Source organism: Corynebacterium aquatimens, assembly GCF_030408395.1.
Taxonomy (GTDB): domain Bacteria; phylum Actinomycetota; class Actinomycetes; order Mycobacteriales; family Mycobacteriaceae; genus Corynebacterium; species Corynebacterium aquatimens.
Map to the genome: position 1 here is coordinate 1992560 of NZ_CP046980.1, position 23803 is coordinate 2016362.

The window sequence follows — 23803 nt, forward strand, 5'->3', positions numbered from 1 at the left end:
TGATAGGTTCTCGGCGGAAAGGAGGCCGGCATGGATACCAGCAATCGAAAGGTCGCCGTATTCATGGCGCTTGGCATCCTCCTTGCTGGCCTGATCGGCATGGTCGTGTGGAAATCAACGTCCGTGCAGGCGGGTTCCCAGGACAATGCAGGGTTTACGGGCAACGTTGCAGACGCGGACACTACTGAGACATCATCGCTAGCTTCCGCTTCGCAAGCGTCAACCCCACCTAGCACGCAGGCAGCGACGTCATCCAATGAGAGCATGAGCGGGCCCAAGCCCGCTCAACCCGCCCTCAATCCTGGCGCTGCGGTCGGCTCCGATCCGCTCGCTCCTCCTGGAGCTGTTGTTAACCCGCCGGCACCGGTAGCCCCGCAGCAGCACTACCGCCCGAATAACGTGCTGCCGGAGCAGCCATCGACTTCGCCTGCTCCGCAGACCCCGAAGCAGGACGAAAACACCCAACCCAACACGCAGCCGGAATTAACCCAGCAGCCGTCCGCTCCGGAGGAGAGCGTTCAGCAGAACACGCCAGCTGACGCTACCCCTACGGTTGACTCAGGAGACCAACCGCGGCAGTCAGAACCGATTAGGCCTTAAACCCGGGCGAAGAACACCTCAGCGGTATCACTGCCTGGGGCAAGGGAAAACTCCACCGGCCCATCTGCAGCGGGAAGCCAAGCGGCATCGCCAGCAGAAAGCTCTCGCCCATCGGCCGTGACCTTGCCAGCCGTGCACAGCACGATGGCCGGCCCATCCGACTCGGCGATGAGCGTGTTGGCATTTCCTGTTCCCCCAAGGGCGTGGCGGGACAGAATGAAATCGTTGATCGGCACGGGGAACGCAGTGACGCCAGCCTGAGTCGTCGTAGCCAGGTGTGGTGACTCCAGCGCGGTGAAGTTCAAAATTCGCACCAGTTCCGGAACGTCGATGTGCTTGCTGGTGAGTCCCCCGCGCAAGACATTGTCGGAGTTGGCCATAATCTCCACGCCGAGACCACCCATGTACGCGTGCAGGTGACCAGCTCCTAAAAACAGGGCCTCTCCTGGCTCCAGCACGAAGTAGTTCAAAAGCAGTGCGGCCAAAACACCGGCATCGCCGGGGTACTTTTCGGTGAGATTAAGGTAGTTCTGCACGGTGGCAATCATCCACTCGGGAAATTCTTCACCGTCACCGGCCACCATCGCCCGCGCGCACTCCGAGATCCCGTCGATAAGCTCCAGGCGCGCATTCCGCGGTAGGGAGATGAGCGTGGTCAGCAGGGCGCGCAGAGATTCTTCTTCGTGCTGCGGATCAAGCATCGCGGAGTAGCGGTTCAAGCGGCCACACGTCAGCGCGTCGAAAAGCTCCATGGTTTTTGCAATAGGACGGAATCCCGCCAGCGCCCGGAAGTCGGTCAACGCAACGATGAGTTCTGGCTTGTGGTTGGGATCTTTGTAATTCCGCGTGGAACTCCCCACCGGGATCGCTTCCTCATTCTCTTTTTCAAACCCCGCGATCGCTTGCTCCAGGGTGGGATGCGCTTGGATGCTGAGTGGCTCGTCTGCGGCGAGCAGCTTCATCAAGAATGGAAGCGAATCTCCAAATTGTTTCCGCACTCGCGGACCCAGGGTTGATTCCGGGTCAGCCGCGATCACCCCGTCGAGTCCCTCGCCGTTCAAGCGCGAGGGCGCGGCATGGTGGGCCCCAAACCACAATTCCGCCTCCGGGCTCAGGGTCGGTACATCGCGCCCCTGTAGCGCCGCGATGAGCGTCTTCGACCCCCACGGGTAGTTCTGTATCGCTGGAGTCAGAAGCTCCATTGTGATCTCCCTTCCTTCGCGCGACTACGCGCCGCGAATGATGCCCAGCACCTCATCGACGATCGCGTCGACTTCTTCCTGCGTCTGCGCCTCCACGTTGAGGCGCAGCAGCGGTTCCGTGTTCGATGCGCGCACGTTGAACCAGTTTGCGGAATCCTTCAAGCTCACCGTCACGCCATCGAGGCGGTCCACGGACTCACTCCGGTCAGCGAAAGCCTCAACGACCTTATCCATCGCCGCTGCTTGGTCCGGAACTTCAGAGTTGATCTCCCCGGACGCGACGTAACGGTCATACTTCGCCATCAGCTCGCTTAGGGGCTTGTCCTGCTCCGCGAGCGCCGCCAGAACATGCAGAGCGGCAACCAGGCCAGAGTCCGCGTTCCAGAACTCAGCAAAGTAGTAGTGCGCCGAGTGCTCACCACCGAATAGCGCACCCTCCTTGGCCATGTGCGCCTTGATGTAGGAGTGCCCGACGCGCGTCCGCACGCCACGACCACCGTGCTCCTCAATCAGCTCGGGCACAGCGCGGGAAGTAATTGCGTTGTAAATGATCGCGGCACCAGGGTTATCCGCCAGTGTTCGCTCCGCCACCAGCGCAGTAATCGCCGACGGGGACACCGGCGCGCCGTTTTCATCAACAACAAAGCATCGGTCCGCGTCACCGTCGAACGCAAGCCCAATGTCCGCACCTTGCTTAACGACGAACTCCTGCAAGTCAACCAGGTTCTTCGGATCCAGCGGGTTGGCTTCGTGGTTGGGGAACGTACCGTCGAGTTCGAAGTAGAGGGGCCGGATGTCCATGCTGTCCACCCCACCCAGGACTGCAGGCACCGTGTGGCCCGCCATCCCGTTGGCAGCGTCCACCGCGACGACCAGCTTACGGTCCGCACTTACCGGAACCAGCTCACGAAGGAACTGCGCGTAGTCCTCCAGCACGTCACGCTTGGTGGCGGTTCCGGTCTCCCCCTCATACGCAGGAACCCCATCGACCAGCATGTCAGTGATCTCTGCGAGACCGGAGTCCTGCGACACCGGAGTTGCACCGGCCCGGCAGAGCTTGATGCCGTTGTACTGCGCCGGGTTGTGGGAGGCCGTGAACATAGCTCCCGCACACTCGAGCGAACCGGAAGCGAAGTACAGCTCATCGGTGGAGGTGAGCCCCAGCTCAATCACGTTTACACCCTGCTGGTTAACTCCACGCGCAAACGCAGCCGCGAGCTCCGGCGAGGACGGACGCATGTCGTGCCCAACGGCAACGGTGGTCTCCCCTTCACCGCGGAGAATGTGCGCGAACGCCGCACCAACATCGAACACGAACTCCGCGTCGATCTGCTCACCCACGATCCCGCGGACGTCATAGGCCTTGATAACGCTTGTCACATCTGCACGGTCACGTGTGCGGGTCTCGCTCATGAAAAAGTATCGTCCTTATTCTCGGTGTTATCAGTGTTCTCGGTGTTCTCGGTGTTATTTTCTGCTCTACGCGGTTGTTCCGGATCTGGCACAACCGTAAGGTGTGCGCGCCGCGCGGCTTTATGCTCTGACAAAGTCTTCCCCACCCGCTTCGTTCTATAGATCGGGTGGTTCGATGTCTCAGGGTCAGTGTAATCACGTTTCGTGTCGTACTCGATCGGGTCCCTCGCGGTGTCCACTAAACCAGTGGTAACGCGGCCGGCTTCACGCACAGCTTCCGCTAGCGCCGTCAATTCCGGATCATCATCGACCGCCACGTGGTCAATACGCACGAGGTCCCACCCGACCGGGGCGGAAATGTTTTCGGAGTGCCTCTGGCACAAGTCCCACGCGTGCGGCTCAGGGACCGCGGTGAGCGGCCCGACGATTGCCGTGGACTCCGAGTACGCATACACCAGAGTCGATGTTGCGGGGCGCCCGCACCCGGGGCGACAACAGCGACGGAAGTGATTCACAAGGCCCAAGTGTAAACGCCGCGGGGCCGTTTACATTACATTGATGACACATGAGCGCCCATGATCCGTCCAGAATCCCCCCGCGTCGCGATTCCCACGGACGCGGCGTACGAGGGCCGATACTCCCCGTGGGGGTTCCGCGGTACACCACGCGTTCTTTGGACTTTGACCGAGCAGTGGTCGAGGCGTACGCCCCTTTCAACAATGCCTACGCCGATCAGCTCGCCGGAGTTGACCTGGCCGTTGACACTATTCCCCGGATGCGCCTGCGCGCGGACATGACGGTGTTACCGGACGAGATCATTGCGGACGGACCGGTTCCTTTGGGCCGAGTCCTTAACGCCGGGGTGGACAGAGCAGGCCGCCCGACGCGCGCACGACTCGTAGTTTTCCGCATGCCGATTGAACGCCGCGCCCCCACGGCCACTGAGCGAGCGGAGCTTTTGGAATGGGTCATCAGGCGGCTCGTAGCCACCTACCTGAACATGTCCCCCGAGGATCTGTAATCAGCTAGACGATCTGCCGGCGCAGGCGGCGACGCTCACGGTCGCTCAGGCCACCCCAGATACCAAAGCGCTCGTCATGCTCCAGCGCGTACTCCAGGCATTCATCACGCACGGCGCACGCCTGGCAGATCCGCTTCGCTTCACGCGTGGATCCGCCCTTCTCCGGGAAGAACGCCTCCGGGTCCGTCTGGGCACACAGAGCTTGATCTTGCCACTCTTGCTCGACGGTGCCGAACAGTTCGTCGAGGGTCATGCCGCCCGCAGCTGCGCCGCGGAGGATGGCGTTGTCTGCCATATCTGTCCCGTTCCTTTCTTCGCTGTCCGGAATTTCTTAGTTAGTTACACCGTTGTCATTCGACGTGGCTCTGCAACCGATTCAACACTTTCGCACTAAATAGCGTCAACCTCACGGGAACGGATTTGTAAAAAATGCTCGTTATGTCGACGGAATCGCACGTCGTTAATCCCATTAGTCACATATGAAACACCCGCCCGTCACAGGGGGTAACAGGCGGGGGTACTACATATAGTAGCTTAGGGCTCTAAAACTACTACGGTGCACGTATTTGGCGGTACGCGGCGTGTCGCTACGCGTCGGGCGAAAAGCGTATGCCTTTGTCCGGGATGCTCACGCCAGGCCAGATACGCATGCCACCTTGTAGCTCGCAGCGCGCGCCGATGCTTGCACCGTCACCGATGACGCAATTAGTGATGCGGGCGTTGGCGCCAATCCGCGCGCCGGACGCGATGATGGAATCACGGATCACGGCCCCCGGCTCGATTGTCACGCCATCGAAGACAACGCAGTCATCGAGACGCGCACCGGCACCTACGTCCGAGCCGCGCCCAACAGAGGTGCCCCCCACCATGATCGCTCCGCCGCCAACGGCCGCCGAATCGTCGACAAGCGCTTCGCCCGTACGCCCTTCCAAAAGTGGCGACGGCGCGATTCCGCGCACGAGGTCCGAGGAGCCTTGCACAAAATCCGAGGGGCGCCCCATGTCGCGCCAGTAAGACATGTCTACGTGGCCAACCATCTTCGCGTTAGCACTGAGCAAGCCCGGGAATGTCTCGCGTTCGACCGACACTGGGCGGCCCGCAGGGATCGAGCGGATCACGTCACGGGTAAACACGTAACAGCCTGCATTAATCTGATCAGTCGGTGGCGCTTCCGTCTTCTCCAAGAACTCAAGCACATTGCCGTCGCTATCCGTGGGCACCGAACCAAACTGGCTAGGGTCGGCCACTCGCACCAAGTGCAGCGTAACGTCGGCGTTTTTCTCAGTGTGCGTCTCAAGAATCTGTCCTAGATCAGCACCCGATAGGACATCGCCGTTAAAAATCATGGCATTGTCAAAGCGCAAGTAGGGCTCAACGTTACGGATTCCCCCGCCAGTACCCAGCGCTTCCTCCTCCACGACGTATTCGATTTCCAGCCCGAATGCAGAACCATCACCAAAGTAGTTCTCAAAGACCTCAGCTTTGTACGACGTGCCCATCACAACGTGTTCAATACCGGCAGCCTTAATTCGCGCCAGAAGGTGAGCCAAGAACGGGTGGCCCGCGGTCGGAAGCATCGGTTTCGGTGTGGACACCGTCAGCGGACGCAGGCGCGTACCCTGCCCACCAACAAGAACTACAGCATCAGTATTTTTCGGATCAGCCATGTACATGCACATTACCGTGGCTTTAACCGCGAAGGAGACTCAGCACGCTTCGCAGCTTCAATCCTGCCCACAAGGCGGCGCGCAACGGAATTTCCCGAAGCCGTGTGTGCCGATCAGCCTGGTATCTATACGCCGATGCATGATGCGCAGGCACGGTGACCTTGGAGTGCTTTTTGGCGCTATGGCCCTGGTCATGCCGGATCACGGCGGTGTGACAGAACACGTTTGACCAGCCGGCCCGCGCCAGGCGATCCCCGAAGTCAGTGTCCTCCATGTACATGAAGTAGCGCTCATCAAAACCGCCGATCGCTTCAAACGCCTCCCACCGCACCAGCAGGCACGAGCCCGACAGCCACCCGGCCGTACGGGTTCGTGAGAGGTCTTCTCCCGCCTTGTACGCGCGGGTAAAGGGGTTCGATGGCCACACGTTGCCCAGTAGCGCATGCCCAATTCCCGTCCCCAACGTGGGCAGCTCACGCGCCGAAGGGTAATTCGACCCGTCCGCTTCTTCAATCCGCGGGCCCACCGCCCCGGCGTCCGGGTGCGCCTCAAGGCAGGCGATCATCTCATCGATCGCGCCTTCATCAAACTGAACATCAGGGTTAACCAGCACGAACCATCGGCCATCGATGGTTCCCTCCGATCGTCGTAAAGCGAGCTCTTTCACCCCCGCGTTGATCGCAGCGCCGTACCCAATGTTGCCTCCCGTGGGGCGAAACTCCACGCCGGGCTCCTCCGCAGCTACCGCTTGCGGCACACCATCGCGCGAGCCGTTGTCCGCGCACACCAACAGCGTGTCCTGCTGGCACGCATCGCTTAACGACGCCACCAGCGCCCGCAAGTGATCCCCCGGCGAGTAGGTGACTGTGACGATGCCCAACTGCTTTGACGTATCCACGGCACATAAGTTTAGGCCGTCGTGTCATATAATTTTGTGACCCGCTTTTTGAACCGGCGAAAAGGTGAGCAACTTCTGTGACTGACAAACCAAGGCAGGTGCGCGCTATTCAAGCCGCTCCGACCCGCGCCAGGGACATCAGCCAAGCTGGACACCCTGCGTTCAAAGCGTTTCTCGCTTTTATTTCCGCGTTCATCATCCTCGTGTCCGCGATGGGCTACTACTCCGTGGGAAAGCTGGGCAACAACCTTGCCAACGCGAAGCTTGAACTGGGTAAATCCAAGGACTTCCAAGGCGCAGACGGCGCAGTGGACATTCTTTTGGTCGGCTCCGATTCCCGCACGGACGCCCAAGGCAACCCGCTGACCGACGAGGAACTCGCGCGACTCAACGCCGGAACCTCCGAGGGCGAGCTCAACACCGACACGATCATTCTGGTGCGCGTGCCTAACGACGGCTCCCGTGCGACCGCAGTGTCCATCCCGCGCGACACGTACGTCAAGGACCGCCGTTTTGGCAACAGCAAAATCAACGGCATCTACGGGCAGTACGCAGACGAAAAACGCGAAGAGCTCGTTGCCGACGGCATGAGTGAGGGCAAAAAGCTCGAGGAATACGTGAGCCGTGCTGCACAACAAGGCCTGGTCAACGCAGTGTCCGACCTGACCGGCGTTGAGATCGACCACTACGCCCAAGTCGGCCTGCTTGGCTTCGTTCTGCTCACTGACGCCGTGGGTGGCGTCGAGGTCTGCCTCAACGAGGCGGTCAACGAGCCGCTGTCCGGCGCGAACTTCCCCGCTGGATACCAAACACTCAACGGCACCGAGGCACTCGCCTTCGTGCGCCAGCGCCACGATCTGCCGCGCGGCGACCTGGACCGCATCGTGCGCCAGCAAGCATTCATGGCTTCGCTGACCCAGAAAGTGCTCTCTGCTGGCACGTTGGGCAATCCCAACCGCTTGCGCGAACTATCCACAGCCGTGGAACGCTCCGTTGTTGTGGATTCCGGCTGGGACATCATGTCCATGGCTTCCCAGCTCTCCGATCTAGCGGCGGGCAACGTGACATTCGCAACGATCCCCGTGACTTCCGCCAACGGTGTCGGCGATTACGGCGAGTCCATCGTGACCGTCGACCCGAACCAAGTCCACGCGTTTATGAACGATCTCTCCGACGGAGTTCAAGGCAACCAGGACGGCCAGGGCGGTGACGACAAAAAGGACGCTAAGCAGGACGACAATCCCTTCGCTGGACACTCCATCACCTTGCTCAACGCGGGCACAATCGAAGGCCAAGCCGCATCCGTCGCCGGCTTCTTGCGCAAGGAGGGGGTTGACGTGGGCACCGTGTCCAATGCTGAATACGGCCTGTATTCGCAGTCCCAGATTCTCGCCGCCGATGCCGAAGACCCAGTGGCGAAGAAACTTGCAGAGAAGCTCGGCGGGCTCCCAGTCGTCGCGGATGCGTCGTTGGACTCCATCTCTTACGTCGTGGTCACCGCGGATGACTACACCGGACCGCTGGATGAGGCATCGATCCCGCCTGCCTCCGAGGAGGATGTTGTGGGCACGCCTGGCGACGACTTCGGCGCCGCCGACGCTCCACCGGAGTTCAACGCGGGCGGCGGGCCCCGGTGCATCAACTAGCTACCATGGGGCGGCATGAGCATGCTCGCCCCGATCTTTGCCGCCGATCCGGCGTCCCCACGCCTTACCGTCTATGACGAGACCCAGGGTTCACGCATGGAGTTTTCCGGCGTAACCTTGGACAACTGGGCAAACAAAATTGCCAACATGTTCACGGAAGAGTTCGACTCCCCCGCCCCCGATTCCCCCACTGTCCTCATTGACCTACCGGTGACGTGGCAGTGCGCAGTCATCATTTTAGGCGCCTACGCTGCTGGGATCGTCCCGTGCTTCGAACCAGGGGCCAGCGATCTGGAATCCCCGGGCATCGTGTTCACCACCGAAGAGCACCAGAACAACTGGCCGGAAGCTACTGACGTGGTGGTCGTGTCCGCGGACCCATTCGGTCGCGGCGTAGTAGAAGTGGGTGGAACGCTTAGTCCCGGCGCGATCGATTTTGGTCCCACCGTCCGTTTCTACGGCGATCAGTTCTTCGGCGACGGCTTTCCAGCAAGTCACTTCGCGCCGACGAATCCACCTACGCCGAGTAGAACTTTGATCACCGGTTGGTCGACGCTGAGCGAGTTCGACGATAACGTCATGGCGCCGCTCATGGGCGGCGGTTCCGTCGTCATCGTGACTGGCATGGCGTCGACGGACCGCCTCGCGCACATCGCGGACACAGAGAAAGTGACCGCTACTCCGTAACCCGATTCATCACGATGGTGTTGGCGCCCTCTTCAGTGGAGGTGACCTCAAGGTCTTCGCCGACCTTTTTGTACTTCAGCTCACCGCTATCGGCGTCGGTCTCGGGGAAGTACAACACCTTGATGTCCTTGTTCACCGTGCAGTCGCGCTTGTGCTCCCCCGCCAGCTCATTTTCAACCTTCAGCGTGCACACCCCGTCGCCGACCACGAGCGTGTAGTTCATTTCCAGCGCGCTTTGAGATCCCAGCATCTCTACGGTTTCGGGATCCACGACGCCCTGTTCCGCGGCGTTGACCGTGGCCTGGTACGTACCGTTGATGTCCTCTTCAAACAGGGTGCATGCGCTAACCCCTGTCGCGGAAGCGAACAGTACTGCTGCCGCGCTCAACCAACGTGTCACCCGTGTTTGCATAAGAATGAGTCTAAGGCTTTTTAGCGCCCAGCGAACCTCCGCACCGCCTTACGCCATGCAATCCTCGCCAAGCAGTTCCGCGACGAGCCCGCGCACCTTGGCGTCAATGTCGTCGCGGACCAACCGCATTCTTTCCATGCCCTCGATACCGCGCGTAGACGGTTCATCCGTGTCCCAGCGCGTCAGTTTCCCGCGGGCACCCTCGGGTAGATCCACCTGCGCCTCCTGCCCGATGAGGATCACGCGGTCCGCGGTGCGGAGAATCTCCGGATCAATAGGCTTCGGCGTACCGGCGGACATGTCCGCACCGACTTCTGCCACCGATGCGGCAGATTCCGCATTGATCGACGTTCCCGGCTGCGTCCCAGCCGAGTGAACCTCGAGTTTGTCTCCCGCATGCTTCTCCGCCAAGGCGGCGGCCATCTGCGATTTCCCGCCGTTGCGCACACACACGAACAGCACCTTCGGAGTAGTTGACATCATGCTTCCTTTCTAGGCTTGAACTCTAGGCTTAGACGGCCGAGCTCCTCGCGGCCGGTTTTTGTTCCTCGGGCAGAGTGGGGTCTCCCGGGAACAGCTTCGGTCCGATTCCCCGCATGACGTAGACGAGGCCGACCAGAATCGGGATCTCGATGAGCGGCCCGATCGTTCCCGCGAGCGCCTGCGCGGACTCGGCACCAAAAGTACCGATGGCCACAGCGATGGCCAGCTCGAAGTTGTTGCCCGCGGCGGTGAACGCCACCGACGCCGACTGCGCGTAACCCATCCCCGAAGCCTTGGCCACGATGAGCGCGACGGCGAACATTCCCACGAAATAGATGAGCAACGGTATTGCCACTCGAGCCACCGTCCAAGGACGGGCGATGATCTGCTCTCCTTGCAGGGAAAACAGCAACACGATGGTGTACAGCAGACCGATCAGCGCGAGCGGGGAGATCGCCGGGAGGAATTTCTCTTCGTACCAGTCCCTGCCCTTGGTTTTCTCACCGATTATCCGGGATAGAACACCTGCGAGTAGCGGTATGCCTAAGAAGACTAAGACGGAGGTCACGATCGCCCAGAAGGAGAAGCTTGCCGACGCCGTGGGCAGCCCCAGCCATGCAGGCAAGATCTGCAAGTAGAACCACCCGAGCACACCGAACATAAGCACTTGGAAGACCGAGTTGATAGCAACCAGCACGGCGGTGGCTTCACGGTCGGCGCAGGAGAGATCAGACCACACGAGCACCATGGCGATGCACCGGGCCAAGCCCACAATGATCAGACCCGTGCGCAGCTCGGGCGCATCGGGCAGGAAGATCCAGGCGAGGGCGAACATGAACGCCGGGCCGACGATCCAGTTGAGGACGATGGAGACCGCCATGAGCCGCTTATCCGTTGCGATCTCCTTGGTCTTGTCATAACGCACCTTCGCCAACGGCGGGTACATCATCACCAGTAGGCCCAGCGCGATTGGAAGCGAGATTCTGCCAACCTCCATGGCCTGCAACGCTCCGCTCAAACCTGGGAACCAGTTGCCCAGCCCCAGCCCCAGCGCCATCGCAAGAAGGATCCAGACGGGCAGGAAGCGATCGAGGAATGACATGCGGGCGGGCACCTTTCGTATCGACGACTATCAATATGAAATCTAAAACTTTTATTGATCCCTGTCAATATGAAAGAGTGGGAATCATGGCCGCCCCGACTACCCCTCCGACAGTTTCTACCTGCTGCTCCCTGAGCGCTGGGTTACTCACTCATGCAGAAGCCGACCGCTACGCCCAGCTCTTCAAAGTGCTCGCCGATCCCACCCGCCTGCGGCTGCTCTCCCAACTCGCCGAAGACGGCTGCGGCCCCATCAGCGTCTCCGAGCTCGCCGCGCAATCCGGTTTGAGCCAGCCCACAGTCTCCCACCACTTGAAGAAGCTCACCGACGCCGGCCTGACCAGCAAAACCCGGCAGGGAAAAACAGTCACCCACCAAGTTCTTCCCGGACCCTTCGCTGAATTGCGCACGGTATTGCAGATGGATTAGCCAGCCATCCGAGCGACCGGACCCAGCGGATGGCCAGCTTTCCCGACTCCTGGGCTCCGGGCACCTCGACACCGGCTTCTACGCCGAGATCCGCACCCTCGGTACGTACCTGTCTGCCCATGCCGAGCACCAAGAGCAGAAACAAGCCTTTTCTCCGGCAAAGATCGTTGCTAAGCGCGTTATGTCTTCTGCAAAATCTGAGGCCTGGAGGTCAATAGACCTAGCGGTATCTCGCATACTCAGGAGTTTTAGACCGACTCGCCTTTAGCGAACTTAACCATGCGTTCAAGTCGCTCGTATTCAGCTAGAAGATTGAGTTCCTCAGCACTGAGAGACCACTCAGATGCGCGGAAACGAAGTTCCTTCACGCTTTTGCCATTAGCTTCAATCTTCCCCGCGACACGATCTCGAGCTTCTACCGCTTCCGCCAGCGTCCAATGACGGACGTTGCTTGGGACAAAACCTGCTGTCATCGTCGCTCCTTTGGTAGATCGTGAATGTGATTTCGGCCCCACTGTCCGCTTCTACGGCGACCATTACGAGGGAACGAGCACCGAACCTCACACCAGGCGCACGCAGGTTGGTCACCGGATGGTCGAACATCGCGGAATTCAATCAACAGATTATGGCTCCGCTCGCCACGGGCGGCTCAGTCGTCGTTGTGACCGGAATGGCCTCTACCGACCGACTTTTGCACATCGCTACAGCGGAAAAAGCAGACACTTAATCGGTGACCCTGGTCATCTCGATCGTCTCCCCGCCCTCTGCAGTGGAAGTGAGGCTCAGAATGTCCCCATCTTTCTCATACTCGACATCTTGGGCCCCAGTACCAAACACCTTGTCTGCATTTTCCTCGTTCGTTTCCGGGAAGTGCAGAATCTTGTTTTTTTCATCGACGGTGCAGTCACGCGAGTGGGTACCTACTAGCTCGTTGCTCACTCGGAGCATGCACTTATCACCATCAACTTCGAGGACGTAATTGATCCTCATCAGATCTTTTGATCCGAGCATCTCGAGGGATTCAGCGTCCACTCCCGCCTGCTCCGAAGCATCGACCTCTGCCTCGTACGTTCCGTTGAGGCTCTCTTTGAAAACACCGCAGCCAGAAAGGCTCGATGCTATCATGATGGCGGCTGCCACACCTGCAAAAATCTTTGACTGTTTACGCATGGCACCTAAGTCTACGCATCACCTTGCGCCACACCACACGCGCGAGCGAATGAGGAGTAGCAATAACCTCACGCGCGTAGTTCTTCGCCCGTGACCGTCGGGGAGTTGGTGCAGATGTCACCGTAATCGGCACACCCAAATGCCACGCCCATACTCGCGTCCGCGCCGCGTGGAAGCCATTCGTGACCACTTCCAACTGTTCGACGGGCGAGCCCACCGCGCGGGCAAATAACCCCCACGAGTTTTCTAAGTTCTCATTGGTGGACGTGGCCCACGGCTCAATAATGATGTCTTTCTCATCAACCCCGTGAGCTACCAACCACGCCGCCATCACGTCCGCTTCACCCCGGCCCGTGACCACGACCGGCCGCCGACCGCTGACGCTTAAGACATCCCTCGCGGTACGGAGCCGCGCTTCGAGCATTTTCGACGGCTGGCCGTCGCGCACTCTCGCCCCAAGGACGACTAAGGGAATCACTGTCCCAACAGTCGGGCGCGTAGCGCTTCGTCCTTGCGCTCCACTTCTGCGGCCATGTCCTCCTGGTAGGACGCCATCCTTTCGATGAGCCCGGGATCACCCGCACCCAAAATTCGCACCGCGAGAAGCCCTGCGTTCTTCGCGCCGCCGATCGACACGGTCGCAACCGGCACGCCGCCTGGCATCTGAACGATAGATAGCAGCGAATCCAGTCCGTCTAAGTCCTTCAACGCACGCGGAATTCCGATCACCGGCAGCGGTGTCGCCGCCGCCACCATGCCCGGCAAGTGCGCTGCACCACCCGCGCAGGCAATGATCGTCTTCAGGCCGCGAGTGTGCGCGGACTTCGCATACGCCAGCATTTTCTCCGGGGTTCGGTGGGCAGAGACCACTCCGACCTCAAACGGCACTTCGAATTCGGCGAGGACCTCCGCGGCCGGAGCCACCGTCTCCCAATCGGAGTCTGAGCCCATCACGATTCCCACTAGCGGTTCCATTTTGTCTAATCCTTCCATTCCCCGTGAACAATGAAGTGCGCCGCTGCCTTGGCAATTCTGCGGGTCTCCTCGAGGTCTTCACCCGTGACGTTGACGTGCCCCATCTTGCGCCCCGGCCTGTAATCCTTGCCGTACAGGTGGATTTTGGCCTGCGGGTAGCGCCGCATCACCGCGACCACCCGGTCCTCCATCGGTGACTCCGGTTCCTCATCCGCGCCCAAGGTGTTGATCATTACCGTGTACGGGGCAACCGTCGCCGTGGACCCGAGCGGCCAATTCAACACGGCGCGCAGGTGCTGCTCAAATTGGCTGGTGACACATCCGTTTTGCGTCCAGTGACCAGTGTTGTGGGGGCGCATCGCCAGCTCGTTGACGAAAATTCCCTCCTCGCATTCAAAAAGCTCCACCGCCAATACCCCGGTGACGTCAAGCTCTTCAGCGACGGTGATCGCAAGATTCTGGCAATACGCCGCTTGCTCCTCGGTCAAACCCGGCGCAGGCGCAACGGCCTCTACGCAAATTCCGTCACGCTGCCGCGACTCCACCACCGGCCACGCAGCGACGTCACCGGAACGCGTGCGCGCCACCATGGCGGACAGCTCTCGGTCAAACGCTACTTTTCGCTCCGCGTACAGCGGCACGCCCTTCTCTAGAAGCTCGCCGACCAGCGCGATCGCGTCCCCCTTGGACGTAGGGAACCACACCCCGTGGCCGTCGTACCCACCCCGCGTGGCTTTCAGGCACATCTGCCCCTCCACGCGCTCAAAGAATTCCCCCGCATCCGCGGAAGACTCGATCGGCGCGAAGAGAGGCACCGGCGCACCAATCTCTGTCATTTTTCGCCGCTGCTCCAGTTTATCTTGGGCGAAAATCAGCGCGTGCGGACGGGGTTCCACGTTCACCCCGCCGTCGATAAGCGTGCTCAAATGCTCATTCGGCACATGCTCATGGTCGAACGTCGCGGCCGACGCGCCCTCACACGCGGCCGTGAGATCCGAAAGGTCTTTGTAATCTCCAATGCGCACGTCCCCGAAGACCTCGCCAGCCGAGGACTCCTTCGAACCGGCCAGAACTCGCGGCGCCAAGCCGAGCTCAATCGCTTCCGTGTGCATCATTCGCGCCAACTGACCGTCGCCAATAATCGCGACGATGGGCATTCCGTGTGCGTCTCTCACGCTACCTACTGTAGCTGCCGGTTAATCAGCTCTTCCACGCGCCGTACGCGCCCAACCTTTTTAAAGTAAACCGGCGCCGGGTACCCAATCAGACCCACGTTCAGGCCCCCGCGGTAGCAGTGCACGCTGCGGATTTGCGCCAGCGGAATGGAATCGACCTTATTCGACGTGCCACTGAGCGCCACGATTCTGCGGTTGGTCACCACGAATCGCTGCCCACGTGTACGCAGCAGCGGAAGAAGAAACCGCCACAGCACCACGATGGCCCACGCCGCCACGACACAGTTGCGGATCAGCACGTCCACGCCCGTACTCGGCCGGTCCAGAAAGCCTATGGCCAGCCAAAATAACGCGGTGGCCGCAAGCACCTCCAGAATCGGGCGCACCATTTGCCACGCCGGCGGCGACATATCCGCCAGCACTACCTCGTCGCGCCCGAGACGAAATTGCGCCATCTAGGCCCCATTCCCCTTCGGCCGCAGGTGCGTCACGTCGCCCGCGGAGAAAGAGGTCCCATCAACCACGACGCACCCATGCTTATCGACGGCCTCCACCAGCCCCTCAACCGTCCCCGCCCCAGTATCGATAGTGACGTTCTTCCCGATCGTCGAGCACACAGCCCGGTAATCAGCAAGCAGCGCCTCAGGCTCTGTCGCCCATTGATTCAAACGCTGCCCCAGCGCAATGAGCAGGTCCACCGCGAACTGGTCCCAGTCCACGTCAATCCCCTCTAGGTTCAGCGACGTCGCGGTATCCACAGGCAGCTCCTCCTGCCGAAACGCCACATTGACCCCGATTCCCACCACCACGCGCGGTGCATCCCCGGAGAAATCCGCCTCCGACAGAATTCCAGCCACCTTCTTCTCACCGAGGAGGACGTCATTGGGCCACTTCAACGTGGCTGTCGGGATAACATCCGTCACGGCAACCCCCGCCGCCAACGACGCGATGCCAAGCTCTGGACTAGCTTCAACGCACACGGACACAATCAGTGAGGAGCCCTTCGGCGCCGTCCACACGCGCCCCTTTCGGCCTTTACCGCCGACCTGCTCGTCGGCAAGCAAAACGCTCCCCGGAGTGCCGCTGGCCAGAAGGTCTGTGTTCGTGGACTCCGTGGATTCCACGAACTCCACCTGAGTCCACCACTGTGCTACATCGGTCTGGATACGTTGAACATCGCGCACGGTCATGCCCACATGATAACGGCGCGATCTAGGAGCGGGTGAGCACCCTCTGCGCTGAATCACCGCCGATATTGCTGATCTTTACGGTGTCCCCCTCGAGCGTGTACGGCATGACATCCTTGTCCCCGTCGCCCTTCGCGTTCTCCACGCGCATGAGCACGGAACGGTCCGGATCAACCCGGCACACCTTTTCATTCAGCGAGCACATCTGGCCCTCAACGATCAACTCCACTTTGCCGTCATCCGAACGGTACGTGCCGTCCGGGATCGGCTCCCCAGCTTCCGGAGCCACGCTGCTGGCAACACTATCCGGTGCCTCATCCAACGGACTTTCCGTCACCACCGGGTGGTTGCTAGCCACATTCTCATCCGGTTTCTCCCCCTGCGGCTCCCCCGAACACCCAGCCAACAACCCAACTACTAGCGCCACTGCCATCGCACTTTTCCCACGTTTCACACCCATGGCAACCACCTTAGACTGAAGACATGTGCAACAATCCCACGCGGCCACCCGTGGTGGAATGGATCCGCTCAATCGGCGAGGCTGGCTTAGCCGTCCGCGCGGACATCAAGAGCTTCATGTATTCCCGGGACCTCATGGATACCGACATGACTGCGCTGCGCTCCACGCCCGATACTTTCCATGCACAGGTTCAAGGCACCTATCCGTACGTGGTGACGTTTAGGTGGCGGGAATCGTCGATAAGAGAAGAGCCCTCCGTGAGCTGCACATGCCCGGTGGTAGCGACATGGTGTAAGCACGCGGTCGCTGTGGCGATGCGGCTGATGCGCGAACCTGAGTGGCAATTTACGATCGCCCGGCCCGAAGTGACCGACGCTGCGCTTGAACGCATGAGCCGGCACGACCTGCTCAAACTGATCAACAGCCTGCGACAGGAGTACCCGCCGATCGAGGCGACCGTGACCACCCTGGCGATGCCGCACTGGTACGCGAAAACAAAAGACCTCGTGGAAGTGCAAGAAGCGATTGAGCGCGCGCGTGAAACGAAGGACCCCGCCGATTGGATGATCGCGGTCAACCGCATTTACTCCGCGTGTCAGCCCGCAAATGGTGTGCCACTACTCCGCGCGTTGGAGAGGGTGATCCTGGACATGAACGACTGCGCGTTGCAGCAGGCGCTGCGGCCGACAGACCTCCACCACGTGATTGACACCGCCTACCGCCACCACATTTCACTCTGCCGCTTCGTGGAACCCGAGCCGGAGCACCTGCGCGAATGGCTGCTGGAGACGTACTTCGCGCCGGGACCATTCGTCCCCACGGAATTCGACGAATACTCGCAATGGCTTGACGACGACGACGTTCGCCAACTGCTTTCCGACGCCTACGCGAAGTTCCCCCTCCACCCCGAACGAGTGCACAACCTTGCATGCGACGTCGCCATCTACTTCGATGACGTCGAAGAACTCCAGCGGCTCGTCGCGGACGCCGACTACCAGGACCAACTATTTTGGTATTACGACGAAAGCTGCATGTTCACCGAAGCCGAAGAACTCCTGGAACGCGCCCTCGACCCTCGTGACACCGTGACGTTCACGCCCGAGTTTCTGCTTGATTCATGCCAGCGGTACTTCGATGAGGATGCGGACTACCGATTCTTCCTCTACCGCTTCCTCCTCGACCCCACCGTGCAGAGCTTTAGCAACCTGACGCACGCCCACAACGTCACGTTTGAGCGCGCGATGGAGGCTGCAGCAGGCCACGATTCGTCCGACGAGTTCGCACTCATCGCCGCCACCACGTTCGATCGGTTCGACACCGGCTTCGACGCAATCACCAACGGTGCACCCTCGGCTGAGCTCGTGGATGACTTCGCCGAGAAAGTCGGCATTGCCTATGACCCCGAGTGGGCCGTGGGTCTGATGTTTTCCAACTCGGTGCGCATCATTAAAGAGTCCGCTAATCCCCGCGTCACCGTGGGTCGGCTGTGGGAACTCCGCCAAAAACTGGCTAGCCCGACTGCGCCGAACAGCGATGAGGCCCTGATGGCTTGGCACAGCAACATGAAAGCGTTCCGGGAGCAAGCACTAGGCGATCCTGTGCTGTCGATCGCACTTGAAGAATGGGGACTGTGAGCAAATGGTTACTAGACTGCAAAGAATGCAGCGCCGCCTCACCATCCTCGCAGCACTCGCTGCCCTCAGCCTCACCGCAACTGGGTGTTCGCAGAGCCAGCCTATCGACGAGGAAATCCACCTCTCAGCCCACAACGCCCCCACCGAAGGACCGTCGGAGGAGGAAGAAGAAGAAAAAACGACTTCGAAGCCCCCGGCGGAGCGAGCCAAGCCAAAGTGCGCAGAACTGCGGAACGACCCGCGGGATGCCTTCCCATCGAATTCCCAACCGGGCCGCATGCCTGCCGTCGACTACCTGGACTACAACTTCTGGATCTCTGACATCGACAACCAGTATGACCCCTGCGATCCCCTTAGCTGGGTGGTGTTCCGCGGTGGCCTAGGCGACGTAGAGAAACCCGCGCACACTGCAGCCTCCATTACGGACGGGATCGCCTTCTACGTGAACGGCGTCCCAGACGGTGAGATGCGATTGTTCACGTCGATTGAACGAGTTGAGACAGACGGCGATGGTACGGCTACCTTCTCCTGGGGCGAACGCACCGGCTCGACAGCAGAAGGCATCACCGCTCATTACAGCGTGTCCTTAAAAGCCTCGGGCGGAAGCATCAAGGCTATCGACGGAGACATTGCTGAATTCAACGAACGGTGGAACGATCCGCAGAACGAATACCAATTGGGAACCTACGACGAGAGGTAACCCAGGTCGGTCTAGAACGGTGGTTTGTAGACATCAAACTCAAACCTCAATCCGTACTCATTCTCCAGTGAGAGGAGCTCGAGGTAGAGGTCCGCGAGTTCCTCATCACTAGCCTTCTCAATTTTGTCCGCGATCGTGTGGGCTTTGGCGTAGAAGTCCGCCACGTGCCGGCGTTGTTCTTGAACGTCTGCCAGGGATTTTTTCCACCGCGGGTTGCGCGGAGTGAGCTGCGACTTCAAGAATCCATCCGAATGCTCTAGGGCATAGGTGCCGTCATTGAAAAGCCACACGACATCGCCTGAGTCAGGATCAGCAATGTAGAAGGCACGGCGATCGGTTTTGATGTTGTGATGGTGCTGGCACAGGGTGTACAAGTTGCCCGGTGTTGTTGCGCCGCCTTCATCAAACGGAACCCGATGGTCGAGCTGACAGTCCTTTGCTTGGCGCCAACAGCCTGGCCAGACGCAATATCGGTCCCTGGCGTTGCAGTAGGCCTTCATGGCCGCTGATGGGACGTAGCCTTCGAGCTCCGCGTGGGAGACACCGTCTAAGTCAATCAGCCGAGCGATTTCCACGCCACCGATGTCTTCCAACGTTGCAAGGCCAGCAGAATCGGTCCAACCAGAATCAGGGAAGAAGATCGCTTCGCCCTCGATTGGTTCCCCGCCCTGCTCTAGTGGGGCCGTCATAGGCACGAAACCAAACAGCGTGAGCCTCGGCGTTGGCACGACTTCACCCGTACACAGCTTCACCAACGCATCGCCGTAGGAAATCTTTTCGCCGCGCGCGATGTCCTCGATCGCTGCTTTGATCATTGCCATCGAGGTGGCATCCGCCGTGACCTCCATCGCCGGAATTCCGCCGGAACAGTGGAAACGGACGTTGACCTTTTCTGATTTCTTTTTCTTTTCGCGCTTCTCCCGCTTCTTCTCATCGAACGCACGGCCGGCGTCGAGGGAAGAGATCAGGCGCCTCAGCGCGTTTCTGATCTGCCTCTGGGTGGGCAGTGGCTGGTTGGGGAAGCGTGGCACGAGGTATTCCGTAACAAGATAATTGTCGATTTCTGACAAAGTCCCGTAGCTCACCGAGTTCCCCAAGGTCTCAAGCTCTGCGTCTATTGCCGTCAATCGCGGAAGGTCAAGCAGCTTCGATTCCTCCTGCAGTGCCCTCAGCATCGGGAGTTCTTGCAACCGGGCGTACGCAAGAATGGCCTTCTTAATGCGCTTCGCGGCCATTCCAGTTTTTGCCTGCATCCGAACAACAACAAGATCGAGATCATCCACCAAACAGCTGTCTTCCGCAGCCCATGAAAACAGCGCGTATTCGGCCTCCCGGAGGATGTGCGCTGATGCGACGATCTCGTCGCTGAATCGCTCTGTACTAAAGAACGCTTCGGCGTCTTTGATGCCGGTTTTGGTGCCGTCCCCGCCACCGTCGTTACTTGTGCTCATTGGGCCCCCTCTCCTTTTAGTTATGTGCCCTCCGTTGCTTCCACTGTATACGCACACCTGTTCTACAGGCAACAGTTTTTCCAAACTTCTTTAAACTAATTTCGCTATTGCGTTCTATTTTATTTTTGGGCAAACCATCATTGTATAACCCGAGCCGGACACTAAGATCCGGGCACGGAGATTCCAAAAGGACGGCGGCGTTTCGTAGAAACATTTGACCAACGACCTAAACTAGGGCGTTATGACCAACGCGAAGCCTGACCTTTCCACGACCGCCGGTAAGATCGCGGACCTCAACAACCGTTTAACGGAGGCCCGTGAGCCTCACGGCGGCAAGGAGCAAGGCCGCGTGCGCCAGCGCGTGGAGGCGCTGCTCGACCCAGATTCCTTCACAGAAACCGATGCGCTCGCGCGTCACCGCGTGGAGGAGTACGGCCTCGACCGCATGAAACCTCCGACTGACGGCGTGGTCACGGGCTATGGGCTTATCGACGGCCGGAGGGTGTGCGTCTTCGCCCACGACAACACAATGTTCGAGGGCGCGCTCGGTGAGGTCTCGGCGGAAAAGGTCCTGAAAATTTACGAGCTGGCCACGAAGACCGGTGTGCCGGTCATCGCGATCCATGATTCTTCCGGCGCGCGCCTGGAAGAAGGCGTCGTGACGGCGTCGAAAACCGCCCGTATTTTGCGCGCAGCCACCGACGCATCGGGTGTTGTGCCGCAAATCTCCATTGTTGTTGGCCAGGCTCACTCACTAGCGTCGCTGCTAGTGCCGCTGAGCGACATCACGGTCATGGTGAAGGGCTCTTCGATGCACTTAACGTCGCCGGCGGCGGTGACGAAGGTGACGCGTAAGGTAGCGACGTCGGAAAGCATTGGCGGCTGGAAAGTCCACTCGCGGATTACGGGAACGGCGCACCTCACCGCCGGCACAGATCTTGAGGCTATCGCGGCCGTACGTGACCTCGTGGGGTTCCTTCCGGAGAACAACCGCGCGGCATCTCCGATCCGCGAGAGTGCGGACACCGTGGCTGCTGAGCTGGACTCATTCATGCCGGACCACGACTGGTCCACCTATGACGTTCGAGACATCATCAACCGCGTCACGGACGGTGATTTCGTCGAGCTGCAGCGCGGCTACGCAGACAACGTCGTGACCGGATTTGCACACGTTGCTGGGCGCGCAGTGGGTGTCGTGGCTAACCAGCCGAGCGTGCTCGCCGGGTGCTTGGACCATGCGGCCGCGACTAAGGCCGCGCGATTTATTCGGACGTGTGATTCCTTCAACTTGCCCATCGTAGAGTTCGTCGACTCCCCCGGTTTCTTCCCTTCGGAAGAAGAGGAACACTTGGGTTCTGTGGCCGACGGCGCGACGCTTGCCTACGCGTTCGCGGAAGCCCAGGTGGGCAAAATTACGGTGATCACGCGTAAGGCGATCGGCCCATCCTACGTGGTCATGGGGTCGAAGGAGCTTGGCGCGGACATGGTTTTCGCCTGGCCGACCGCGCAGATCGCGCTTACCGACGCGACGACGGCGGGCGAGCTGCTTGGCGTCGATTCGACCGAGTACGCAGCTAACAACCTCACCCCCTACGTAGCAACGGAGCGTGGACTCGTCGACGCGGTGATCGAGCCGTCGTCGACCCGCACCCAGGTCACCGAGGCGCTCCGCTTGCTGGAGCGCAAGGTGGTCTACCGTCACCCGCGCAAGCACGGGAACATTCCTTTGTAAACTCTGCTCGGGACCAATGGAGAAAAAATTGTGGATATCAAGGTAATCAAGGGTAACCCGACCGAGGACGAGCTCAAGGCCTTGGTGCAGGTCCTCACCGATCTTCAGCAAGAAGCAAAGGCTCGCACGTCACGCGGTTACCGGAACCTGTGGGGGCGCCCGGGCAATCCGAATCACGGCCCGGTCGTGTTCAATCCGTCGGCGTTCAGCTCACAAACTCTGTTTTAAATGCAGCTCGTACTAGCTTCACAATCCCCGTCGCGTCTGATGATTCTCCGTAACGCTGGGGTGGAGCCCGTGGTGAAACCTGCGCACATTGATGAGCAATCGCTTATCGACGACCTGCAGGAAGCACCACCGGCCGACGTTGTGACGGCACTCGCACGCGCCAAAGCCGAGGCGATACTGCCCGGCGTTGAAGGAGAGGCGATCGTCGTCGGCTGCGACTCGATGCTCTTGCTCGACGGCGAGCTTCAAGGCAAACCGCACACGGTCGAGGAGACGGTTCGCCGATGGAAGGCGCAGCGGGGGCGCACGGCGGAGCTCATCACTGGCCACGCGGTAGCCCACGTCGGCGAGACGGTGACGTGGTACGAGGACGCGGTGGCCACTGCAATTCATTTTGGCGATGTTTCCGATAAAGACATCGAGGCCTACGCCCGCTCCGGCGAACCGCTCGAGTGCGCCGGGGCCTTCACGCTCGAGGCCCTAGGCGGGTGGTTCATCGACGCGATCGACGGCGACCAAACCTCCGTGATCGGGCTGTCCTTGCCGCTGCTGAGGAGGGCTTTGTACTCCTATGGGCTCGACGCCTCATCGGTGTGGCAACAACAATAGGCCCAAGAGAATAGGTCCGGAAAGACTCTTAGCCGCGACTATTTTATTCTGGTACCGAATGCTTTCGGGCAGTATGGTGCCAAGGCCGGAGCTGAAACTAACACTTCAGTGGCGTTCCTCTTCTTATGCGCCGAGTAACCAATTTTTAGATCCCAATTGGTGTGTCCGGCATATATCTCACGCACAAGCGCATCATCGTCGTAGGTAAGAAGCCAATTGGTAAAACTACTCTCGTATAGCACTTCCCCGAGTTTGTAGTGATCGGTTAGCTTAAAATGGTTCATATAGAGACGGTCCGCTTTCTTAACATAGGGCGGATCCACGAAGACAAACGTAGAGTCATTTTCGATTCCGAATTCTTCTGAAGCAGAGCCCAGCAACTTAACGCCGTCGAATCCGGTGATAATAATTCTGTCCTTCTGATCCGCGATACGTTCTATAAGATCCGTAAGTGCCTCGCGGTTGAATCTGCAGTCCATCTTATACTTGCCCGTCTGACTTCGCCCACCGATGAGACCGCCCCTTATCACACCAGAATGATTGGTTCGATTGAGATAAAAGTTCGCGAATCCTAGGTCGAAATCGTACTCATCGTCAATGGCCTGATCCGATATGCTTTTCCAGTGATTCCACTCTTCAACATTCAAAGGAACCGTTTGCAGCTTCGCACAGAACCGCTCAGTTTCCGTTACGATTGCTTTCCAAAACGAGTATATTCCCGGATCGGCGTCGTTCAGCCAGACACGCCCCACTATCCCCTCAAGTAATAGCTCCAACGCCACGGCAGCACCGCCGCAAAAGGGTTCGAAATAGGTCTCTATAGTCTCAGGATATTCTTCGATGAGCGCTTGAATATTGCCACTAATCTGACCTTTGCTGCCCGGGTATCGCAAAGGTGAACGCATCTTGGGCATCCGCGCCTA

At 59.7% G+C, this 23803-nt stretch carries 30 protein-coding genes; 11 read left to right on the top strand and 19 right to left on the bottom strand.

The features are described 5' to 3' along the window. The first annotated feature begins 30 nt into the window (after window positions 1–30). The gene (locus CAQUA_RS09015; RefSeq protein WP_196825425.1) at window positions 31–600 is read left to right on the top strand and encodes a hypothetical protein; all 570 of its coding nucleotides are present in this window, start codon (window positions 31–33) and stop codon (window positions 598–600) included. Here CAQUA_RS09015 and manA read toward each other — a convergent pair. The 3 genes from manA to CAQUA_RS09030 are packed head-to-tail and all read right to left on the bottom strand — an operon-like array spanning window position 597 to window position 3730. Next, window positions 597–1802: a mannose-6-phosphate isomerase, class I gene (manA, locus tag CAQUA_RS09020; RefSeq protein WP_196825424.1), complete on the bottom strand. Its 1206-nt coding sequence runs from the start codon at window positions 1800–1802 to the stop codon at window positions 597–599. The genes CAQUA_RS09015 and manA overlap by 4 nt on opposite strands. 24 nt (window positions 1803–1826) lie before the next feature. Then, on the bottom strand, window positions 1827–3215 hold the full coding sequence (locus CAQUA_RS09025) for a phosphomannomutase/phosphoglucomutase (protein WP_196825423.1): 1389 nt from the start codon (window positions 3213–3215) through the stop codon (window positions 1827–1829). After that, the gene (locus CAQUA_RS09030) at window positions 3212–3730 is read right to left on the bottom strand and encodes a DUF3499 domain-containing protein (RefSeq protein ID WP_196825422.1); all 519 of its coding nucleotides are present in this window, start codon (window positions 3728–3730) and stop codon (window positions 3212–3214) included. Before CAQUA_RS09030 ends, CAQUA_RS09025 begins: the two co-directional genes overlap by 4 nt. A 50-nt stretch (window positions 3731–3780) precedes the next feature. Here CAQUA_RS09030 and CAQUA_RS09035 point away from each other — a divergent pair, with 50 nt between their 5' ends. Beyond that, window positions 3781–4236 carry a metallopeptidase family protein gene (locus CAQUA_RS09035; protein ID WP_196825421.1) on the top strand — a complete coding sequence of 152 codons (456 nt, stop codon included), beginning with the start codon at window positions 3781–3783 and terminating at the stop codon, window positions 4234–4236. A 4-nt stretch (window positions 4237–4240) separates the two neighbouring features. Here the strand turns inward: CAQUA_RS09035 and CAQUA_RS09040 are convergent, their stop codons facing one another. The 3 genes from CAQUA_RS09040 to CAQUA_RS09050 form a co-directional block, all read right to left on the bottom strand. Next, on the bottom strand, window positions 4241–4531 hold the full coding sequence (locus CAQUA_RS09040) for a WhiB family transcriptional regulator (RefSeq protein WP_269208583.1): 291 nt from the start codon (window positions 4529–4531) through the stop codon (window positions 4241–4243). Between the two features lie 292 nt (window positions 4532–4823). Further along, the gene (gene manB, locus CAQUA_RS09045; RefSeq protein WP_196825420.1) at window positions 4824–5903 is read right to left on the bottom strand and encodes a mannose-1-phosphate guanylyltransferase; all 1080 of its coding nucleotides are present in this window, start codon (window positions 5901–5903) and stop codon (window positions 4824–4826) included. 22 nt (window positions 5904–5925) lie between these two features. Next, window positions 5926–6801 (bottom strand): glycosyltransferase family 2 protein, encoded by an 876-nt coding sequence (locus CAQUA_RS09050; RefSeq protein WP_196825419.1) that lies wholly within the window; start codon window positions 6799–6801, stop codon window positions 5926–5928. 77 nt (window positions 6802–6878) lie between these two features. Here CAQUA_RS09050 and CAQUA_RS09055 point away from each other — a divergent pair, with 77 nt between their 5' ends. Together CAQUA_RS09055 and CAQUA_RS09060 are read left to right on the top strand one after the other, a co-directional pair. Beyond that, the gene (locus CAQUA_RS09055) at window positions 6879–8447 is read left to right on the top strand and encodes an LCP family protein (RefSeq protein ID WP_196825418.1); all 1569 of its coding nucleotides are present in this window, start codon (window positions 6879–6881) and stop codon (window positions 8445–8447) included. A gap of 15 nt (window positions 8448–8462) precedes the next feature. After that, window positions 8463–9134 (top strand): TIGR03089 family protein, encoded by a 672-nt coding sequence (locus CAQUA_RS09060; protein ID WP_196825417.1) that lies wholly within the window; start codon window positions 8463–8465, stop codon window positions 9132–9134. Here the strand turns inward: CAQUA_RS09060 and CAQUA_RS09065 are convergent. Genes CAQUA_RS09065 through arsB form a run of 3 tightly spaced genes read right to left on the bottom strand, consistent with a single transcriptional unit; the run spans window position 9124 to window position 11131 of the window. Continuing rightward, a complete protein-coding gene (locus CAQUA_RS09065; protein WP_196825416.1) occupies window positions 9124–9546 on the bottom strand; it encodes a hypothetical protein in 423 nt (140 codons plus the stop codon). The two genes, CAQUA_RS09060 and CAQUA_RS09065, sit on opposite strands and share 11 nt — an antisense overlap. 48 nt (window positions 9547–9594) lie before the next feature. Continuing rightward, window positions 9595–10026, bottom strand: coding sequence for an arsenate-mycothiol transferase ArsC (locus CAQUA_RS09070; RefSeq protein WP_196825731.1), 432 nt, complete (start codon window positions 10024–10026; stop codon window positions 9595–9597). Between the two features lie 31 nt (window positions 10027–10057). Beyond that, complete coding sequence (gene arsB, locus CAQUA_RS09075; RefSeq protein WP_196825415.1) at window positions 10058–11131, bottom strand: ACR3 family arsenite efflux transporter; 1074 nt, start codon at window positions 11129–11131, stop codon at window positions 10058–10060. An 86-nt stretch (window positions 11132–11217) separates the two neighbouring features. On the opposite strand from arsB, the gene CAQUA_RS09080 reads away from it, so the two are divergent. After that, window positions 11218–11559 (top strand): ArsR/SmtB family transcription factor, encoded by a 342-nt coding sequence (locus CAQUA_RS09080; protein WP_196825414.1) that lies wholly within the window; start codon window positions 11218–11220, stop codon window positions 11557–11559. A gap of 248 nt (window positions 11560–11807) precedes the next feature. Here CAQUA_RS09080 and CAQUA_RS09085 read toward each other — a convergent pair whose 3' ends face one another. After that, entirely contained in the window at window positions 11808–12032 is a 225-nt protein-coding gene (locus CAQUA_RS09085) for a hypothetical protein (protein WP_196825413.1), read from the bottom strand. Between the two features lie 20 nt (window positions 12033–12052). Here CAQUA_RS09085 and CAQUA_RS09090 point away from each other — a divergent pair, with 20 nt between their 5' ends. After that, entirely contained in the window at window positions 12053–12286 is a 234-nt protein-coding gene (locus CAQUA_RS09090) for a hypothetical protein (protein WP_231375605.1), read from the top strand. Here CAQUA_RS09090 and CAQUA_RS09095 read toward each other — a convergent pair. Genes CAQUA_RS09095 through CAQUA_RS09125 form a run of 7 tightly spaced genes read right to left on the bottom strand, consistent with a single transcriptional unit; the run spans window position 12283 to window position 16526 of the window. Next, entirely contained in the window at window positions 12283–12729 is a 447-nt protein-coding gene (locus tag CAQUA_RS09095) for a hypothetical protein (protein WP_196825411.1), read from the bottom strand. The genes CAQUA_RS09090 and CAQUA_RS09095 overlap by 4 nt on opposite strands. Next, entirely contained in the window at window positions 12722–13207 is a 486-nt protein-coding gene (locus CAQUA_RS09100; protein ID WP_196825410.1) for a YdcF family protein, read from the bottom strand. Before CAQUA_RS09100 ends, CAQUA_RS09095 begins: the two co-directional genes overlap by 8 nt. Next, complete coding sequence (gene purE / locus CAQUA_RS09105; RefSeq protein ID WP_196825409.1) at window positions 13204–13704, bottom strand: 5-(carboxyamino)imidazole ribonucleotide mutase; 501 nt, start codon at window positions 13702–13704, stop codon at window positions 13204–13206. The genes CAQUA_RS09100 and purE overlap by 4 nt, the downstream gene beginning before the upstream one ends. Window positions 13705–13709: 5 nt before the next feature. After that, window positions 13710–14861, bottom strand: a complete 1152-nt coding sequence (locus CAQUA_RS09110) for a 5-(carboxyamino)imidazole ribonucleotide synthase (RefSeq protein WP_196825730.1) — start codon at window positions 14859–14861, stop codon at window positions 13710–13712. Window positions 14862–14884: 23 nt separating this feature from the next. Further along, a complete protein-coding gene (locus tag CAQUA_RS09115) occupies window positions 14885–15334 on the bottom strand; it encodes a YdbT family protein (protein WP_231375601.1) in 450 nt (149 codons plus the stop codon). Further along, window positions 15335–16069, bottom strand: a complete 735-nt coding sequence (locus tag CAQUA_RS09120) for a biotin--[acetyl-CoA-carboxylase] ligase (protein ID WP_196825408.1) — start codon at window positions 16067–16069, stop codon at window positions 15335–15337. Window positions 16070–16091: 22 nt separating this feature from the next. Next, entirely contained in the window at window positions 16092–16526 is a 435-nt protein-coding gene (locus tag CAQUA_RS09125; RefSeq protein ID WP_196825407.1) for a hypothetical protein, read from the bottom strand. Window positions 16527–16549: 23 nt separating this feature from the next. Here CAQUA_RS09125 and CAQUA_RS09130 point away from each other — a divergent pair, with 23 nt between their 5' ends. Next, complete coding sequence (locus CAQUA_RS09130; protein WP_196825406.1) at window positions 16550–18160, top strand: SWIM zinc finger family protein; 1611 nt, start codon at window positions 16550–16552, stop codon at window positions 18158–18160. A gap of 25 nt (window positions 18161–18185) precedes the next feature. After that, window positions 18186–18860: a hypothetical protein gene (locus CAQUA_RS09135; RefSeq protein ID WP_196825405.1), complete on the top strand. Its 675-nt coding sequence runs from the start codon at window positions 18186–18188 to the stop codon at window positions 18858–18860. Between the two features lie 11 nt (window positions 18861–18871). On the opposite strand, the gene CAQUA_RS09140 is transcribed toward CAQUA_RS09135, so the two are convergent. After that, window positions 18872–20311 carry an HNH endonuclease signature motif containing protein gene (locus CAQUA_RS09140; RefSeq protein WP_196825404.1) on the bottom strand — a complete coding sequence of 480 codons (1440 nt, stop codon included), beginning with the start codon at window positions 20309–20311 and terminating at the stop codon, window positions 18872–18874. A 241-nt stretch (window positions 20312–20552) separates the two neighbouring features. On the opposite strand from CAQUA_RS09140, the gene CAQUA_RS09145 reads away from it, so the two are divergent. The 3 genes from CAQUA_RS09145 to CAQUA_RS09155 are packed head-to-tail and all read left to right on the top strand — an operon-like array spanning window position 20553 to window position 22880. After that, window positions 20553–22043: an acyl-CoA carboxylase subunit beta gene (locus CAQUA_RS09145; RefSeq protein WP_196825403.1), complete on the top strand. Its 1491-nt coding sequence runs from the start codon at window positions 20553–20555 to the stop codon at window positions 22041–22043. 30 nt (window positions 22044–22073) lie between these two features. Continuing rightward, window positions 22074–22271, top strand: a complete 198-nt coding sequence (locus CAQUA_RS09150) for an acyl-CoA carboxylase subunit epsilon (RefSeq protein ID WP_196825402.1) — start codon at window positions 22074–22076, stop codon at window positions 22269–22271. After that, window positions 22272–22880, top strand: coding sequence for a Maf family protein (locus tag CAQUA_RS09155; protein WP_196825401.1), 609 nt, complete (start codon window positions 22272–22274; stop codon window positions 22878–22880). A gap of 38 nt (window positions 22881–22918) precedes the next feature. Here the strand turns inward: CAQUA_RS09155 and CAQUA_RS09160 are convergent, their stop codons facing one another. Beyond that, entirely contained in the window at window positions 22919–23794 is an 876-nt protein-coding gene (locus tag CAQUA_RS09160) for a DNA adenine methylase (RefSeq protein ID WP_196825400.1), read from the bottom strand. Between the last annotated feature and the right edge of the window lie 9 nt (window positions 23795–23803).

Excerpts from the sequence above, each read along its gene's own strand:
- CAQUA_RS09015 (WP_196825425.1), top strand. The coding sequence starts at position 31 with ATGGATACCAGCAATCGAAAGGTCGCCGTATTCATGGCGCTTGGCATC.
- manA (WP_196825424.1), bottom strand. The coding sequence starts at position 1,802 with ATGGAGCTTCTGACTCCAGCGATACAGAACTACCCGTGGGGGTCGAAG.
- CAQUA_RS09025 (WP_196825423.1), bottom strand. The coding sequence starts at position 3,215 with ATGAGCGAGACCCGCACACGTGACCGTGCAGATGTGACAAGCGTTATC.
- CAQUA_RS09035 (WP_196825421.1), top strand. The coding sequence starts at position 3,781 with ATGAGCGCCCATGATCCGTCCAGAATCCCCCCGCGTCGCGATTCCCAC.
- CAQUA_RS09040 (WP_269208583.1), bottom strand. The coding sequence starts at position 4,531 with ATGGCAGACAACGCCATCCTCCGCGGCGCAGCTGCGGGCGGCATGACC.
- manB (WP_196825420.1), bottom strand. The coding sequence starts at position 5,903 with ATGGCTGATCCGAAAAATACTGATGCTGTAGTTCTTGTTGGTGGGCAG.
- CAQUA_RS09060 (WP_196825417.1), top strand. The coding sequence starts at position 8,463 with ATGAGCATGCTCGCCCCGATCTTTGCCGCCGATCCGGCGTCCCCACGC.
- CAQUA_RS09065 (WP_196825416.1), bottom strand. The coding sequence starts at position 9,546 with ATGCAAACACGGGTGACACGTTGGTTGAGCGCGGCAGCAGTACTGTTC.
- CAQUA_RS09070 (WP_196825731.1), bottom strand. The coding sequence starts at position 10,026 with ATGTCAACTACTCCGAAGGTGCTGTTCGTGTGTGTGCGCAACGGCGGG.
- arsB (WP_196825415.1), bottom strand. The coding sequence starts at position 11,131 with ATGTCATTCCTCGATCGCTTCCTGCCCGTCTGGATCCTTCTTGCGATG.
- CAQUA_RS09080 (WP_196825414.1), top strand. The coding sequence starts at position 11,218 with ATGGCCGCCCCGACTACCCCTCCGACAGTTTCTACCTGCTGCTCCCTG.
- CAQUA_RS09085 (WP_196825413.1), bottom strand. The coding sequence starts at position 12,032 with ATGACAGCAGGTTTTGTCCCAAGCAACGTCCGTCATTGGACGCTGGCG.
- CAQUA_RS09095 (WP_196825411.1), bottom strand. The coding sequence starts at position 12,729 with ATGCGTAAACAGTCAAAGATTTTTGCAGGTGTGGCAGCCGCCATCATG.
- purE (WP_196825409.1), bottom strand. The coding sequence starts at position 13,704 with ATGGAACCGCTAGTGGGAATCGTGATGGGCTCAGACTCCGATTGGGAG.
- CAQUA_RS09110 (WP_196825730.1), bottom strand. The coding sequence starts at position 14,861 with ATGCCCATCGTCGCGATTATTGGCGACGGTCAGTTGGCGCGAATGATG.
- CAQUA_RS09115 (WP_231375601.1), bottom strand. The coding sequence starts at position 15,334 with ATGGCGCAATTTCGTCTCGGGCGCGACGAGGTAGTGCTGGCGGATATG.
- CAQUA_RS09120 (WP_196825408.1), bottom strand. The coding sequence starts at position 16,069 with ATGACCGTGCGCGATGTTCAACGTATCCAGACCGATGTAGCACAGTGG.
- CAQUA_RS09125 (WP_196825407.1), bottom strand. The coding sequence starts at position 16,526 with ATGGGTGTGAAACGTGGGAAAAGTGCGATGGCAGTGGCGCTAGTAGTT.
- CAQUA_RS09130 (WP_196825406.1), top strand. The coding sequence starts at position 16,550 with ATGTGCAACAATCCCACGCGGCCACCCGTGGTGGAATGGATCCGCTCA.
- CAQUA_RS09135 (WP_196825405.1), top strand. The coding sequence starts at position 18,186 with ATGCAGCGCCGCCTCACCATCCTCGCAGCACTCGCTGCCCTCAGCCTC.
- CAQUA_RS09140 (WP_196825404.1), bottom strand. The coding sequence starts at position 20,311 with ATGAGCACAAGTAACGACGGTGGCGGGGACGGCACCAAAACCGGCATC.
- CAQUA_RS09145 (WP_196825403.1), top strand. The coding sequence starts at position 20,553 with ATGACCAACGCGAAGCCTGACCTTTCCACGACCGCCGGTAAGATCGCG.
- CAQUA_RS09155 (WP_196825401.1), top strand. The coding sequence starts at position 22,272 with ATGCAGCTCGTACTAGCTTCACAATCCCCGTCGCGTCTGATGATTCTC.
- CAQUA_RS09160 (WP_196825400.1), bottom strand. The coding sequence starts at position 23,794 with ATGCCCAAGATGCGTTCACCTTTGCGATACCCGGGCAGCAAAGGTCAG.